This is a genomic window from Pseudomonas sp. M20, from assembly GCF_045037865.1.
In the GTDB taxonomy this organism is placed as follows: Bacteria; Pseudomonadota; Gammaproteobacteria; order Pseudomonadales; family Pseudomonadaceae; genus Aquipseudomonas.
The window spans coordinates 450,981-467,103 of sequence record NZ_CP173611.1 but is presented as its reverse complement, the minus strand read 5'-3'; the positions used below and the strand labels follow the sequence as shown (position 1 = coordinate 467,103).

Below are 16,123 nucleotides of genomic sequence, written 5' to 3'. Positions count from 1 at the left end.
CGCACAATGTGCTGGGTCGCGGCGTTGATCGCCCTGTTGCTAGGCACGTTGAGCGTTTTCCTCTACGTCAAAGCCAAGCCTTATCAGGAGGAAATCGATCACGGCCCCTCGCCCGCCGCGCAAGCCAATCCTTATCTGGCGGCCGAGCTGTTTTTACGTGAGCGCGGTCTCAACGTCAGCCATGCCGAAAGCCTCGCGGTGCTCCCCGATATCGACCCGCGCCGCCACACACTTCTGCTGTTCAACGACCGCTCACGCATGACCCCGCGTCAGGTCGATCAGGTGTTGAACTGGGCACGCGCCGGCGGGCGACTGGTGTTCGTCGCCGAATCGCTGTGGGATGAGCAGACGAAACAGAGCAATGACCTTTTGCTCGACCGGGTGCAACTGCATCAATCCCTGAGCAAGGATCTGAAAGACTTACCCGCAGACGCTGAACCAGAGCGCTTCCCGAAACTGACCAAACTTTATCTGGAAGACGAAGACGCACCGGCCTACGCCGGCTTCGACACCGACTTCCACCTCGAAGACCCGAAAAATCTGGCGCAAGCCTGGGCCAACAGTGCCAAGGCCACGCACATGATGCAGCTGCCCTACAGCCCGGGCACGATCACCGTGGTCACCGACGCCGAGTTGTGGAAAAACAAGACCATCAGCCAATACGACAACGCCTGGCTGCTCTGGTACCTGAGCGCCGACACCGACGTCACGTTGATCTACAACACCGAGCACGACGGCCTGCTGACCTTGCTCTGGCGCTACTTCCCGCAAGCCATCGTCGCCCTGCTCGCATTGATCGGCCTGTGGCTGTGGCATATCAGTCTGCGTCACGGTCCGCTTCAGACGCCGGCCCCGAGCGGGCGGCGACAGTTGCAGGAACACCTGCGCGCCAGCGCCGATTTCCTGTTGCGCCACAACGGCCAGCAAGCCCTGCTGCAAGCCCTGCAACAAGATGTGCTGCGCCGCGCCCGTCGCCGGCACCCTGGCTTTGATCGATTGAACGTTGCCGAACAATGGCTGGCATTGTCGCGCCTGACCCGGCAACCCACCCGCTCAATCAGCCAGGCCCTGAGCCCGGTGCCGAACCGGCAGCTATCCAGCGCCGAATTCTGCCGCCAGGTCGCCCACCTGCAAACCCTGAGGAACACGCTATGACTGAACAGATCGAGCCCGGCAGCGCCAGCCACGCCGCCCAGCAACGCCAGCGTGCCAGCCAGTTGGCGCAAGCGGTGCGCGGAGAATTGCAGAAGGCCCTGATCGGCCAGAATCAGGTGATTGATGATGTGCTGACAGCGCTCATCGCCGGTGGCCACGTGCTGCTCGAAGGCGTGCCAGGGCTGGGCAAAACCCTGCTGGTGCGGGCACTGGCCCGTTGCTTCGGTGGCGAATTCGCGCGGATTCAATTCACCCCGGACCTGATGCCCAGCGACGTCACCGGTCACGCGGTTTACGACCTGCAAACCGAGCAGTTCAAGCTGCGCAAAGGCCCGCTGTTCACCAACCTGTTGCTGGCCGACGAGATCAACCGCGCCCCGGCGAAAACCCAGGCCGCCCTGCTCGAAGCGATGCAGGAGCGTCAGGTCACGCTCGAAGGTCGCGCCCTGCCGATCGCGCAACCGTTCATGGTTTTGGCCACACAGAACCCGATCGAACAGGAAGGCACCTATCCCCTGCCGGAAGCCGAGCTCGATCGCTTCATGCTCAAGGTGCGCATGGACTATCCCGATGCCGAACAAGAGCTGCACATGGTGCGTCAGGTGTGTCGCTCGACCCGTGCCGACATGCTCGATGTGCAACCGCTGCGCACCGTATTGCAAGCCAAGGATGTGCAAGCCTTGCAACGCATCGCCAGTGATTTGCCACTGGACGACCAGGTGCTCGATTACGCCGTGCGCCTGGCGCGCAGCACGCGCACCTGGCCAGGCCTGATCCTTGGCGCCGGGCCACGCGCCTCGATTGCGTTGGTACGCTGTGCCCGTGCACGCGCCTTGCTGCGTGGCGGTGAGTTCGTGATTCCCGACGACATCAAGGGTTGCGCACTGGCGGTGCTGCGTCATCGGGTGCGCATTGCCCCGGAGCTGGATATCGAAGGCCTGCAGGTCGATCAAGTGCTCCAGCAACTGCTTGAGCAGATTCCGGCGCCGCGTCTGTGAAATTCGGGATGAGCCAAAAAGATCGCAGCCTTCGGCAGCTCCTACACGGAGTGAAGGCATGAAGCCGTCGAAACTGCTGTTGATCTGGCTGGCCTTGTTGCTGGCCATCGGCATTGTGCTGGGCACGTTGCGCGCACTGGAGATCGAGATCCCGGCGAGCCTGATCTCGATCAACTGGGGTTTGCTGCTGGCACTGTTGGCCCTGGCGATACTGGATGCGCTGCGCCTCAAACGTCTGCCGACGCCACGCGTCACTCGACAGATGCCCGGCAGTCTGGCACTCGGCCGTTGGGGTGAAGTGCGTCTGGAAGTCGAACATGACTTGAGCGAGCCGATGCACATTGAACTGTTCGACCACCCGCCAGAAGGGTTGAGCTTCGAAAACCTGCCGCTGTCGACTGAATTGCAACCGGGCCAGCGCAGCCTGCTCGGTTATCGGCTGCGCCCGCTCAAGCGCGGTCATTTCAGCTTCGAATATTGCGAAGTCAGCCTGCCTAGCCCTTTGGGATTATGGTCTGGCAGACGCCGGCTCAATGTCAGCGACCAGACCCGCGTTTATCCCGACTTCGCCCGTCTCTACGGCGGTGAACTCTTGGCAGTGGACAACTGGCTCAGTCAACTCGGCGTACGCCAACGGCAACGTCGCGGTCAGGGTCTGGAATTCCATCAACTGCGCGAATTCCGTGAAGGCGACAGCCTGCGCCAGATCGACTGGAAAGCCACCGCGCGCCAGCGCACACCGATTGCCCGCGAGTATCAGGACGAGCGCGATCAGCAGATCATTTTCATGCTCGACTGCGGCCGCCGCATGCGCAGCCAGGATGATGAACTGTCGCACTTCGACCACGCACTCAATGCCTGTCTGCTGCTCAGTTACGTGGCTCTGCGCCAAGGTGATGCGGTGGGTTTGAGTACATTTGCAGGTGATCAGCCGCGTTATCTGGCGCCGGTCAAAGGAAGCGGGCAACTGAACGTATTGCTCAACGCCGTTTATGACCTGGGCAGTACCCAGCGCCCCGCCGATTACCAGGCGGCCGTCAATCAACTGCTGGCCAGACAAAAGCGCCGGGCGCTGGTGGTGCTGGTGACCAATCTACGTGATGAAGACGACGATGAGCTGCTGAATGCGGTCAAACGCCTGAGCGCGCAACACCGGGTGCTGGTGGCGAGCCTGCGCGAAGAGGCGCTGGATTCGATACGCCAAAGAGCGGTGCAAAACTTGCCCGAAGCGCTAGCTTATTGCGGGACGGTGAATTACCTGAACGAACGGGCAGAACTCCATGAGCGCTTGAGTGTTCATGGGGTTCCGGTGGTGGATGTTCGGCCGGCGGAGTTGGGGGCCGAACTGGTGACGCAATATTTGAGCTGGAAGAAGGCTGGCTGCTATTGATGGAAAAACGCCCTTTTTTTAAAAAGGGCGTAAATGCCTGTAAGAGAAGGTGCTATGGAACAACGCTCCCATCATAAGGATTCTGGATTGTCAGACCGAGCGACGCGCCGGAGTTAAAAATAACGAACTCCCCCGCTTCATTCGTTTTAACAGGGTAAGGCGTTACCCCCACTCCGCTCACCATAACCACAACGTTTGGAGCGGGGTTACTCGAGAACGGAGAGGTCGCGCGAATTCCCCACTCAAACCTTGTCTCACTGTGCCTCGTCATCCACCGCTCAGCAGTTACCAGGTTATGTCCCAGTGACATAGCGAATGGCAAAGATTCCCAATCGCCGCCGCGTGTGGTTTTAAGCTTCAATGAAATTGTTCCGCTCTCCGTGATACCACGACAGATCAGCGTCCAAGACAACCATTCGAGATCAACTTGTTGCTCCTCATCAAGCGCGGGCATTACTTGAACACCAAGACTTTCTCCTTCCCACTCCAACTTGACAAAGCCACCCAACAAAGAACTGTCAGGTTTGGCCCGCAGTTTGAAGACGTGTAACGCTCCAAGGCAGGGGTACGAAGTGCCGTGACCAAAAAATTTCGGGAAGCTGTCGAACTGTACGTCGAATTCATCAAACAACTTAGCGGGCAACAATCGATCAGGTATATCGGGGCTGCACAATTTCAACGTAAATTCGCCATTCGGCCCGCTAGTGGCAGCAGATACGGACCAATGAACAGGTTTGCCATCCACCGGATATAGGGTTTCCAGTTCAGGATCAAACTTCAACCCCAGCGCCTCTGCTCCGGTGAAGTCTTCCAGAGCCACACTCGCCCAACCAATCAACCAGCTATGCTTCCTGACCCTTAATTCCAGGTCATAGGCCAAGGCGCGTGACAGAACCAACTTTCCATCAACAAGATCCACCTCTTCGTCATTAAGCCAAAGCGTGAACTCCTGCTGCCAGGTATCCGAGTTTGGAATCGCGGTAAACATTATCGATTTGACCTCCCATCCGGCATAACCACCTTTGACAGTGGCGAGCAACCACCCCTCCCTGACCGGAGGAAGCCTGAACTTGACTTCGGCTTTGCCGGTAGCGTCCGTTTTCGTCGAGGCAATCTTGATGCCCGGATACTCATATTCCACCTCGACACCAAGCAACGCTTCACCCGTCTGCGTGGAAACCACAACCACATATGCTGAAACTTCCTGTCCCGGATGCCCACTGGGTTCCGCACTTTGCAGTGACTGTATTTCCCGTGGTTGATGCAGGAAATAAGGCAACGCAATTGACTCTGAATACAGGCTGTCGCCCACTGTGGCCGTCAACTGCACTGCACCAGGTGTCGTCGGTACAAACCGCACGCGCGCCCTACCGTAGCGATTGGTGGTGGTTGTCACTTCGCCAAGATCCAGGCTGCGCCACGTCACGGGCACCCCGGCCATCGGCCTGCCGCTGATCACCGATACCACTTCGACTTGCTCCGACACCTCATCCCCCCAGAGCAATGTCTGGTTGACGCGCTGGCGCTCAGCGATTTTCAGCACGCGTTCACCCGGCCCCAGCGACATTGCAATGATGGGGGACAGGCGGGCCAGCCGAGTGGACGCAAAGCGCAAGCCAAAACTTCCGTCCGTGGAGCCGTTCGCCTTGAACGCATAGGTCTGTCCAAGCTCTGAAAAAAGTCGGGGATCACCCAGCCTTGGTTCCTCAAACTGCAAGCCCAGTGCTGCCGGCCCGGGGCCCGTCATTGCCAACGTCAGATACTTGTCCACCAAGGCACTGTTGCTCGGCGCGGTGACGTTCAATACATGCTGGAGATTGTGCCGGGGGAAGAACGTTTGCGTACCCACTGGCTGTTCGTCCTGAAGGTCGAAACTCACCATCAGCCCATCCCAGGGATCGCTTGCCAGCGCGTTGACCGTCATCGGACGACGCTCTTCAAAGCCGTCAAAGCGACTGAGTACGGTCGCGATCACCAACTGTTCGCCGGCTTTTTGCGGCTTGAATTCGAAACCGCTCCAGCCATCCACCGTGGTGTGGATTTCTCGCGGTTCGGCATCGATTGTCCAGCTTACGGGCGCTTGATCAACGGGCTTTTCAGTGTGATGCGAGTAGACCTGCACCCACATCCACGCCGCATCCTGGTTCATGACCGGATCCACCGCCGATTCACGCCACGCCTCAATCCTGAGTTTGTTGTGGTCCAGCACCATCGGCTTGGCGACCGCTTCGAATTGGAGCTGCGGCAAGACCAGCGCGAGGGCAAATTCGTCCGGCCTCTCGCTCCCTTCAAAGTCCAGCTTCCAGGTCGCACCGCCGTCGCTCAATGTCTGTGGATAATCCCAGCGCGGATCAACCTTCGCATTCAATGAGTCAGCGGATGCGCCCGTCCAGATCAACGATGCCTTGAGCCCGACCAAAGGACTCAGCGCATGGGGTAAAACCCTGAAGCGGTGAACAGCCTTGAGACAGGGATACAGACTGCGCTCGTCCAACGAGGACTGCACCTGATCGAGCATCAGCGCTATTTCCTCCTTCAGGTCCTCGGCGAGCAGGCGTCCTGACAACTCGCGTACGCTCGACAGATTTTCAAGTCGCAGTTCAAGCTCAAACAAACTGCTGTGACTATCGGTTTTGTCTGAAACAAGCTCCCACTGCACTCCGCTCTCTATCAACGGTTTGGGCACTGTCAGCTCTGCGGGTTTCAATCCGATACCGGGATCCTTGTCACCCCGCCAGTGCAGGCTTATTTTTTGGTCAAGCCACTCACTGCCGGCAATGGGCACGACCTTCAGCGTGTGGGTCTTTCCACGCAGACAAAGCACACCAAGTGGATTGCCTTGAACATCGGTGTCGTCGATCCAGATGCTGACCTGGCTTTTCCAAGGGCTCGTGGCGATGGCCGAGACGCTGAAGTAGTGCTCAATCGATGCCGCATCATCATCATGGGCCCTGAGAACAGCTTTGACAGTCAGTTCGCCAGCGGTCTTTGGCGTATACAGCAAACTCGCCCAACCACCGGATCCGGTTACATCGCGTACCGGTTCACCATCCGGAATGCTCCATTCGACCAAGGCGTTGCTGACCGGATCACCGTCACCACTGACCGTCTCATGCACGGCCTGCAGCCGTAGCAACACACTTTCGGCTTCGTCCACGACCGGGAACTTGTTGGCTTCGCGCACCTCGCCCACCCTGACCCGATTACGCGCCAGCGACATCGGTTTGGCGGGTGACGGCAACAACAGTTTCGAACAGACCAGAAACAGCTTGAAGGAACCGTCGCGCTTATCTTCACTGCTCAGGGTCCAGACCATATCAGCGCCAGTGCGTTCTACCGGAACCTCAAGCGCAGGCGTGACATCGACACCCAGTTGCTCAGGGCTTTCGCCAATCCAGCGCAAAGAAAACCCGCTTTCCGACAATGGACTGTCAGACGGTAGCGGCAGGCGCACCCGCAGCTCATGAGAGCTTCCACGATTCGGATAACCTTGCGCATCCCAGGCCGTCTCTTTACCTTCGACCACGGCGCGCAGATCTTTCCATGGGTCGTGGGCCAATACCGGCACATTGAAATTTTCAGTCCATACTCCACTGGCGTAATAAAGGCTTTCGACCGACGCTTCGATAACCGCCTCCCCCGCCTCCTTCGGCTCGAAGTCGTAGTAAGCCCAGCCCTGTTCATCGGTATTGGACGCAGCTGTCACTCTGCCCCCCGCCAGCGACCAGTTCACCGTGCAGCCCTCGATGGACTGGGAGGTGTAGTAAGAAATAACCTGCACGCCCAGTCGCACACGTTGTTCAAATTCCAGCACCGGGTAATACGCCGCTTCGAGTTTCTCCCTGAAGACCAAACGGTGATGCCCCAGTGATAGGCAGATCGGAAAGGCTTCTGCGCGGTACTGGTTCTGCAAGCTCAGCGAAAACTCGTAGGGCAGTGGAACATTGATCATCGGAACATCAATCGACCACGCTGATGTCAAAAGTTGATCGACGCCCCAATCGGGCTTCACGACGACCGCCTCCTGCGGATTGCCTGTGCTGATCAAGGCAGCCTTGGTACCTAGCCATGCATTGCCTGGCTCGGGCTCAAACGACAACTGGTGAGGCATGAGCATCGGCAATTGGTTTTGATCCATTGCCGACGATGCCCCCACACACAGATACACCTTTTGCTCTGACGTCAGGCGTTCTTGATCCAGTTGCACCGCTTGCAGCTTCAAATCATCCAGTTGCAGTTGGATGTCCAGTTGGGTGATGCAGATTTTTGAGTAACGATCATTCGCGTCATTTAGCGGGCTGTGAATCTCGATACGCAGCGTGTCATCACGAGCGAACGCCCCCCCCAGAGGCAAATTGTATGGTTTCAGGTCCAGCGCCAATGGTTGCCCGGCTTCGCAATGGGTCTGACCTTGTGCGTGACCAAGCGGGCTGTGTGGTTTGAGTTCGACCCGGTGCAATTCCTCCTCACCCTTGCAGATGCGCACCCAGCCCGATTTTTCGTGTCTCGTTTCGCACATGAAACTCAACGTATAACGCGCGTCTTCACCGGGATTCTGCGGTATCCGCAATTGCTGACTTGCCCGGCCACCATTCTTGATCGACAAAAAGGGGGTCAGGAACCCTTGCCACAACTCTGCCTCTTTGGCAGCTGCCCCCGACGTATTCCAATGAGTCAGTCCTTGAAGAAACTCACCGTTTCGAATCAGACTTTCGTTGGCGTAAATCCCTGGTTTACTCATGGCGGCTCGCTCCTTGACGTTGACGCTTTGCACGCGCTTTTTTAGCCGTGGTGACCAAGTCTTCCACGTGCCGCCCGAAGGCCGGGTCACCCGCCTTGGCCGTGTAGTAGACGCGCACCACGACGTCCGACAGAGAGCGCAGCATTGCCGCCTGGGAATCTTGCGCGGCCCAAGGGAAACTCAATCTCCAGTTGGAAACCGCACCAGTATTTTCGAACGGATTGAGCAAGCCCTCATCAGGCTTCATCGCCGTCAGACCATTGTCGGCAATGCCCTTGGAAAGGACGATCTGTTGACCGCTGCGCAGGTTGAATTGCACCTCGACAGGAGCCCCACCCCCCTCAACGTTATGCAAGTACTTGACCGACTGCGACGTTGCCTTGGTGGCCGTCATGCTACCGAGCTGAACCACAGAGGCGTGCACATCCTCGTGAGGCCCGGTAAGAACCGGCAGATCAATCTCCACCGCGCTGATCTGTCGGCAGTAATGTCCAGGGTGATCGCGGTCGAACAGCAACTGTGTGAGTTTGAATTCCAGCGAGCCATTGGTTTGCAGATCCGTCAACGCATCCGTCCAGCTACCAATACCCGGCTGAGGGTCAATTTCATCATCGAACAATTGGCGCAACGAAACGGTCTTGACAAGTTCCAACCGTCGCTCATTGCGTTGCAGGTACTCTCTTTCCATACGCAGGAGGTACGCACGCAAATGCTCGCCAGCCGTCAACCCATGACGCTGATCCAGCCAGAACTGCTGCAACGGCAACTGTGTTTCGTAATCGCCGGTTTCGGCACTCAAAGACGCCTGGGCACTGAAGCACAAACTGAGCACCGCATCGTAGGCCTGGTAATGCAACGCCTTGAGCTGACCGATCATCCAGCCGTACAGCTCAGCATTGGTCGCACGTTTTTGCAGAAAGTTGTACACCTCCAATGCCTGGCCGTTGGCCCGCAGCGTTTGCGCCAGGTTGGCGAGGGCAGCCGCCACCGCATGCCGTTGCGCCTCGATTTGTGCGTTGATCGCACTGACCTCCGCCAGCGCCTGATCGCGTTGCAACCTCCATTCATCTCGGCGACGGCGATAGCCTTCAGTGGTTGACTGTTTATCGGCATCGATTTGCAACAGCGACGAGGCGATTTCCAGCCCGAAACACACGGCATCGGTGATTTTTTCAACACGATGGCCGCCGTTGGCCAGGCCAAAAACGTTTGGAAACGACGCCAGAACTGCCCCTACAGGCTTGATGACCTTTGCGGTCAACGCCAATACCTTCGACTGATTCAGGCTGGCCATGACCTCATATTCAACTGGCGACACGTGTTCGACAAAGCGCTGTGCATACACATCAGCACGCTCCTGTGCCACCGTACGACTCTGCTCGAGAGCCGTTACGCTCGCCTCCAACTGGGCGATGGATTGCTCTTGTACTGTCTGTGCGTAGCTGCCCAGTTCCACCAGATGGTTTTGCTGCAGTTCTTCCTGCTCGGCGCGGTCGCGACGCTCAAGCAGATTGAGTACCTGACTACCGTAATCCTGCAGTGCTTGCACGGCTCGCAATGCAACCTCGAATGTCACGCGCCAACGGAATGCGTTGACCACCAACCGCCCTCCCAAAGGCCTCGGGCCGGCGGCACCGGCCGCCGCGAGATCGCGCAGCAATTGATTCGGATCAGTCGCAGGGCTGAACAAGGGAATGTCCAGAGGCTTGCCGTCCAGCGAGAGGTTGTTACGCATGTTGAAAATGCGCTGCTGCGGCGCGGCAAACAGGTCGAGCAACGATTGATTGATGGGAATTTTGAATGGCTTGCAGGCCAATAGCCCAAGCATCGGCGCAGTATCTGAGCCGGACGGAACATCGGCCAGACTGAAGTTGAATGTCTGTTCGAATGTTTCCAGAGCCGGACGCGTGCCACACTGCAACAGCAGGTTGCCGACCGTATCGGTTTGCCAATGACTCACCGCCCGAGCATTGGGCGCCTTGCCCATCAGAAAGCCAGCCTGCACGTAACACAGTTTGGCCGCCACCAGGCTGTCTCGTGTCAGTTGGCGGTAATACCAATCCCCCCACGCCATCAGATTTTTAACGTACTCGGTAAACATCAGTATTCTGAAGTGCACTGGCTTCGAATAGCCGATGGCATCCGGGTCGGCCGGAGCCAGCGCTTCGCAGCCGGCATTGCCTTCATCCATCCCCAAGGGTCGGCTGCGCCAATAGCGCGGTTTAGCCGGCAGCGAGGCGTCCTCTTTGATCGCCTGCGGGTCAAAAATGTAATGCAGCCACTGTTGCGCCTCAAGATAACGTTCCTCATCACGCAGGCGTGTCGCCACAAGGTGCGGCAAATGAACAAACAATTCCCAGAAAAACAGCCCGTTGGCACCATCAAAAGCACCGTTTGGCTCGATGAAATCACTGCCTGTCGGCGGCGGTTCATGCATGAACTGGGTGTCCCAGTGCAACACCGCCTCCACCGAGATATTGGCGCGCCAGACCAGTTCCGGACCAATCTGCGAATTCAAGCGGGTGTATTGCAGCTTTAGCGACGATTGGTTGAATGAGAGAAACTGGGCGGCATCGACGGTGTTCTTCACCAGAGTGGGCGGGATGAAATCCAGCAGATTGGCAACATTCAGTGTGAATTTCTTGATGCCGTACGCTCCGGCGTCAAGAGCGAACGTGGTTTCCTTCGACCAGGTTCCTTTCGCTCGAGTGAACTCCTTCGAGGCGTCCACGCACCAGTTACCAGCAATAGCAAGAGACGCCTCGACGTCCAGCGGATCATCATCTGTTCTATTCAACAACTGCAATTTAACGGTCGTCTTAGCGTCACCCGATTGGCCCGTGGGCATACAAAATCCCCGCACCACCAGTACATCTTGACCCGCCGCACCTTCACCTTCACGTCGTGCCGTGACGTGCAACCCCAGAAACGCGGCCATCGTACCGCCTGCTTCTACCCGGCTGACAATTTCTACTTGGCTGGGCAGTCGATGCTGAACGGTCTCGGGAGTCTTGAAGCGCGTCTCCCTCGCCTTGTCCAGCCACGCGCCATCGTCATATGTCACGGGGCGCATCAGTACGTCGTGAACCGTACGCGCCGACACTTCATGAGGGCCATATACCCCTTCGAACAGGATGCCCAGCGTCCCTTTGGGTTCCACAGAATCGGTGCGCACCGTCGCCACCATGGCAGTAAAGGAAAACCTGTCCCCTTCATCAGTACTCCTTGAATACGCGGAACTGTGCACAATCAAGGGTGCCGACCATTGCCCGTTCTGCGTCATGAAAGCCAGATTGATATCCAGCTTGCCGTCTATGGACTCTTCCTTGTCTTTACCGGCGACCGGCTCGCGCCACTCCGCCCAGACCAGACACAATCGGCCATTCCAGAACACCGGGCGTATATCCACAACCCGATTGGCTGGCTGAACCTCAATGGCTTGCCATTCGCTCCACGCCGCCGGGTTGACCGCCGTACAGGTCGGCGTCAGCTCAATCTGTGCCCTGCGCCAGAAGTACTGGCACGGTTGCACACGCTGGCGCCCGATGAAGTAATAATCGGCACGTTCAGGCGTATCTCCGTCCATGTAGCAACTGAGAACATCCAGATCGCAGGTTTGCTCGAACGTTTGCAAATATCCGCGCATCGCTGCCTGAACCGAATCCACACTCAAGCGCGTTTGATTGAGGTCGTTTTCAAGGTTTTTGAACAGGCTGGTCTTGCGCTGGCGGACAAACGGAGTGATGTAGTTTTCCGGGTAGAGGCTGATCAGTTGTACTGCTGCCCAGTCCGGATAGTTGCTGTAGAGGTCCCACTGCGCCAGATGCTCTGCGGGCACTTGGTAATTGGTGAAGCCCGGTTCCAGTTTGCGATGCACCGCATTTATGTACTGCTGCACGCAACTGATCGCTTCAGCGACCCATGAGCTTTGCCTGGCATAAGTGTCCAGTGGATCCATGCGCAGCAATTCAAACAGATCTTCCGGCGTTTTCAGGAACGGGTACTTTTGCCTGTTGACCTTTCCAATGCAGTAATCGAGCAACGCCGAACGACGTTTTTCCAGCAAATCACCAGTGCTGTTCAAATCCATGATCCGTGCTCCCTGAGACAAAATCCTGGGTCAAATGGCCGTGAGGCCACGCTGCTCATTGCTCGGCTTCATGCCGGCAAAGGTGATGGGCTCGAAATAGGCTTCTATTTCGCCACCATCGGTACGCACGCTGAATACGAATGTCCCGCCGGTGGGGCTGGAGACGACCACGCGCGTCACCCCTTCCTGATTGGTGAATCCATCAGCCGGTCGGATGATCGCTTCATTGATTTTCGATGGCGGCACGCTTTCCACGAACCATTTCACAAGCACGTCTTTCCCGAGGTTGCCGTATCTGTCTTCCGCCGTTGCGTAAAGCTCGATTTCCTGCCCTCGGGGAACTATCCCCAGCGGTATCGGGGATTTGAACTCACTGGGAAACCCCATGGTGCTGCCATCAAAGTTGATATAGACGGGGGCGACAGGCTCGGGCGCGAACAAGTCCAGCCAGTAAAGGATCTGGTCTACTCCCATGACCTCGCCAGGCCTGTATTCAACCTCGACCTCACCGTTTATATCGGTTGCTATGTTTCGCATGGTCCCTAATGTGGTTTGCCAGTTAACGTTGACACCCGAAAGGGGGGTGTCTGCAGCATCTGTGACAGTCACTTTATAGGTAGCTTTTTCATCAGCTTTTTTTGCAATCAAATAGTTGCTGTCAATGATTTCAGACCTGGTTTTGACCAATGCCTTGAGGTCTCCCGGTGCATGCACCAGTGGTACCTGGCGTCGGGACTCGTTCAGCAAGGCAAGCTCAGCGGCCTTGGCGTAGGCCACCTTGTCCACCGTCTCAGGCAGATTGCCGATCTGGAAAATCGTCGATGCGTCCATGCCGGTTTTGCTTGACAGCACGCGTACACGCATCAACAGATCGAGTTCGATGAGACCTCCGAGCACCAGATTTCCAGACTGGTCGATGTGTTTCAGACAGTCGCGCGCTTCCTGCGCGCTCCAGCCGAAAAACTCAGCCAGTCTGATTGCCGAGGCCTGTTGCGCCAGCCACAATGCATTCCCTGAGATCTCAGGCAGGGCATTGACCTCGCGCAGGTAATCCAGCAGCTTTTGTGGCGGTTGCTGGCCAAGATCGAAGGCGCGCGTCAGCGTGCTCAAGTAGTACAGAGTGCGCACCGAGAGTTCAGGCTCAGCGTTCGGGTTCTTGCCAAACCAGACCTTGTGGCCGTAATCCACGTAGTCCTGCAATAATTCAGCACTGAGGTTCAGTGTCATGGCCACTTCACTGCGCCGCCGCACTTCGGCCAATAAATCGAACAATGGACCGCCAGCGTCACGACGTCCCTGCTCAATATGCGCAACCACCTGATCCAGAAAAGAGTGAGCGGTTGAATTCGCCCAACTCAATATCGGTATGGCGTGCCCGGCCGGGATCCCGGCATAGACGGCCAACGTCTCCTTCAACAGTGATAATTGAGCATCCCGGGCCTGCAAAAGCACTGTGAGCATTGTGTTGACGAGGGTGTCATGCACAAACTTGTCGAACCCACCAAAAGCATTTTCCACAACCCACAGGAGTTTCGTGCGCACGACAGCCTCGTATGCCTCTGGCGTTCCAGCGAAGGGCAACACCAGTCCGTAATGATCGACGAGAGCTCCCCCCCCCCTACTGGTCGACAGGAAGTCCATCCAGTCGACCACGCCAACAGAAGTAACGCCTGCCGTCAAAAAGGCATTATTGGACAGCCGCGCAGCTGGCAGGAGGTTGGTGATTTGATCGAAGAATTGCAGGTCCGACTCGCTCGCCATGCTGACCCGCTGCGGTACGGCAATGTGTCGCAACATCCAGAGCACCGACAGATTACTTTGCTCGCACCATTGCACACAGGTGTCCATGGCTTCGACCAGACTCAGCACATCCGGTTTGGTGCTCGCCGAGGCGTTGATCACCGGCACGCCTGCCAGGCCATCGACCCATTGCTGCCCGCCCAACAACGTCAGCATCAATACACCTTCGACCGGTGTCATGTTAAACAGCCGCGGCAGTATGACCAGGCGACAAAAACTGGAAACGATCGCGGGGGTGAGACGCAAGGTTTCTTCACACTTGTGTGCGCCGGCGACCGCCAGAGCCAGATAATGATAGGTCTGCAGATCGATACCCAAGCCATTGCACAGCTGGCTGATCGTCAGATCGGCTACACCGGGTACCGGCGTCACCGGGAACAATCCATCACCGAGTTTCAAGGGTTCGCGATATGCCCCCTGACCATTGAAGATCTGATCGAATTGCGAAAGGGTTTCGCCACGACCATAGATCGATAATTGGTCAACAATGACAGCGAAATCCGCCGCCGTGCAGCGATAGCGTTCGCGCAAATGCTGGAACAACCCCAACGCATGCACGACGCTGTCCGATATCACCCATGTCGGCTCACTTGTAGTGCTACGAGCTTCAGCTCTGATTGCCGCCGTCAACAGGGCATCCACCTGGTCGCTCGGCAAATCAAGCCAGATGTCCAGGCGCAGTTTGCGGTTCATCCGGTCGATTGCAGTCAGACCTGCCAAGGTCTCGGGTTTAACCGTCAGCGTGTTGAATTCTGCGTAGTCGATATGGATACCGGGGTGCACATTGGCATTGATATAAACGGAGCCAGAACGCGCACTTTCCGCAAATGAGTCCGTATTGTCGACATAGTCGATGTTCCTCGAGCGCACCGGTGCAAAATCACCCACCGATAACAATCGTTCGATCTCCACCGCTCCGAGTTTGGTTGCTTCACCGAAATACTTGACCTGGTTGAAGGTCTTCCAATCAGACTTGTCAGTATCGAAGTTGTCTCGGTAAAACGTCTCGGCATGCGATAAATCGTACATAGGTTCAGTCAGCAGATTTCGCTGATATGGGCCCAGCCGCGAGGCATGCGCCAACGCCCGAGTGTTACGGGCAGCACCGACAACCGACGTTAGAAAATAGGGATAGGACAGATCAATGGTGCGGTCGAAATCGCCCACCGAAAGCCCTTTGGAGCGCGCCACACCGTCAATCGTGACCCAATGCTGATAGTAAGGCAGGCCGTTGGGATAGCGCGCGGTGATCAAGGCATCTTCGATTGACCCTGGTTGCTCTGCCGTGATGAATTTCTCCAGCACCGCGATGATAATGTCGACCGACGACACCGCCTGATGCACCGCTGGCCCGTCGACAGACAGCAACTTCAAGTCGGTACGGCGGTCATGCAGCAGGAGCTTTTCTTTCGCGTCACCATTAGGTTCGATACGCAGTAGAACCCAGCGCAACAGATCGATCAGGTATGCCACGGGCGAGATGCATGATTCCAACGCCTCGGGGGGGCACATGCTATCGAATCGGGTAGGGAAGATAATCTCGTATTTCGGGCCATCAACCATCGACAGCAGCCCGCTCGACGGACCGGTCTGTATGGTTTTATCGCCCTTTAAAGTGTGTTCGATAAACTCACGCCGGATATACGTGACGTAACTGTTGGCCCGCCGGATGAGCTGGCGGGCGTCGCCCACACTGAGTTGGTGCTCACTGACCAAGGCCTGAGCGCCTTTTTCCACCAGCGGAAAAATCGAACCGCCCTGCTCGAGATAAGACCTCAGCTTCTCCAGCCCGGCGTTTTCTGTGATTTGTGCTTCACCAAATATTTGCTCGAACATCTGCACAACGGGGCGGGACGCAACAGTCATGATCAATATCCTTGAGACGATAGCGGGTGCCGGCAACCTGGCTTCACCATCAGATTGCCGGTGGGTGCATAAGGATTTAGCGC

The 16,123-nt window shown here is 57.0% G+C and carries 6 protein-coding genes; 3 read left to right on the top strand and 3 right to left on the bottom strand.

The genetic code is table 11. The features are described 5' to 3' along the window. The first annotated feature begins 6 nt into the window (after positions 1 to 6). From ACI514_RS01975 to ACI514_RS01965, 3 genes are read left to right on the top strand one after another with little or no spacing between them, the layout of a single operon-like run. Entirely contained in the window at positions 7 to 1,155 is a 1,149-nt protein-coding gene (locus tag ACI514_RS01975; protein ID WP_174244525.1) for a DUF4350 domain-containing protein, read from the top strand. Beyond that, on the top strand, positions 1,152 to 2,153 hold the full coding sequence (locus ACI514_RS01970; RefSeq protein ID WP_160059195.1) for a MoxR family ATPase: 1,002 nt from the start codon (positions 1,152 to 1,154) through the stop codon (positions 2,151 to 2,153). The genes ACI514_RS01975 and ACI514_RS01970 overlap by 4 nt, the downstream gene beginning before the upstream one ends. Positions 2,154 to 2,211: 58 nt before the next feature. Beyond that, positions 2,212 to 3,543, top strand: a complete 1,332-nt coding sequence (locus ACI514_RS01965) for a DUF58 domain-containing protein (protein ID WP_405122990.1) — start codon at positions 2,212 to 2,214, stop codon at positions 3,541 to 3,543. 52 nt (positions 3,544 to 3,595) lie between these two features. Here the strand turns inward: ACI514_RS01965 and ACI514_RS01960 are convergent, their stop codons facing one another. From ACI514_RS01960 to ACI514_RS01950, 3 genes are read right to left on the bottom strand one after another with little or no spacing between them, the layout of a single operon-like run. Continuing rightward, a complete protein-coding gene (locus ACI514_RS01960) occupies positions 3,596 to 8,284 on the bottom strand; it encodes an Ig-like domain-containing protein (RefSeq protein WP_405122989.1) in 4,689 nt (1,562 codons plus the stop codon). After that, positions 8,277 to 12,374 (bottom strand): neuraminidase-like domain-containing protein, encoded by a 4,098-nt coding sequence (locus ACI514_RS01955; RefSeq protein ID WP_160059198.1) that lies wholly within the window; start codon positions 12,372 to 12,374, stop codon positions 8,277 to 8,279. Before ACI514_RS01955 ends, ACI514_RS01960 begins: the two co-directional genes overlap by 8 nt. Before the next feature lie 30 nt (positions 12,375 to 12,404). Continuing rightward, positions 12,405 to 16,040 carry a Tc toxin subunit A gene (locus ACI514_RS01950; protein ID WP_160059199.1) on the bottom strand — a complete coding sequence of 1,212 codons (3,636 nt, stop codon included), beginning with the start codon at positions 16,038 to 16,040 and terminating at the stop codon, positions 12,405 to 12,407. Between the last annotated feature and the right edge of the window lie 83 nt (positions 16,041 to 16,123).

Coding starts and splice junctions, on each gene's coding strand:
- ACI514_RS01965 (WP_405122990.1), top strand. CDS start 2,212: ATGAAGCCGTCGAAACTGCTGTTGATCTGGCTGGCCTTGTTGCTGGCC.
- ACI514_RS01975 (WP_174244525.1), top strand. CDS start 7: ATGTGCTGGGTCGCGGCGTTGATCGCCCTGTTGCTAGGCACGTTGAGC.
- ACI514_RS01960 (WP_405122989.1), bottom strand. CDS start 8,284: ATGAGTAAACCAGGGATTTACGCCAACGAAAGTCTGATTCGAAACGGT.
- ACI514_RS01950 (WP_160059199.1), bottom strand. CDS start 16,040: ATGACTGTTGCGTCCCGCCCCGTTGTGCAGATGTTCGAGCAAATATTT.
- ACI514_RS01955 (WP_160059198.1), bottom strand. CDS start 12,374: ATGGATTTGAACAGCACTGGTGATTTGCTGGAAAAACGTCGTTCGGCG.
- ACI514_RS01970 (WP_160059195.1), top strand. CDS start 1,152: ATGACTGAACAGATCGAGCCCGGCAGCGCCAGCCACGCCGCCCAGCAA.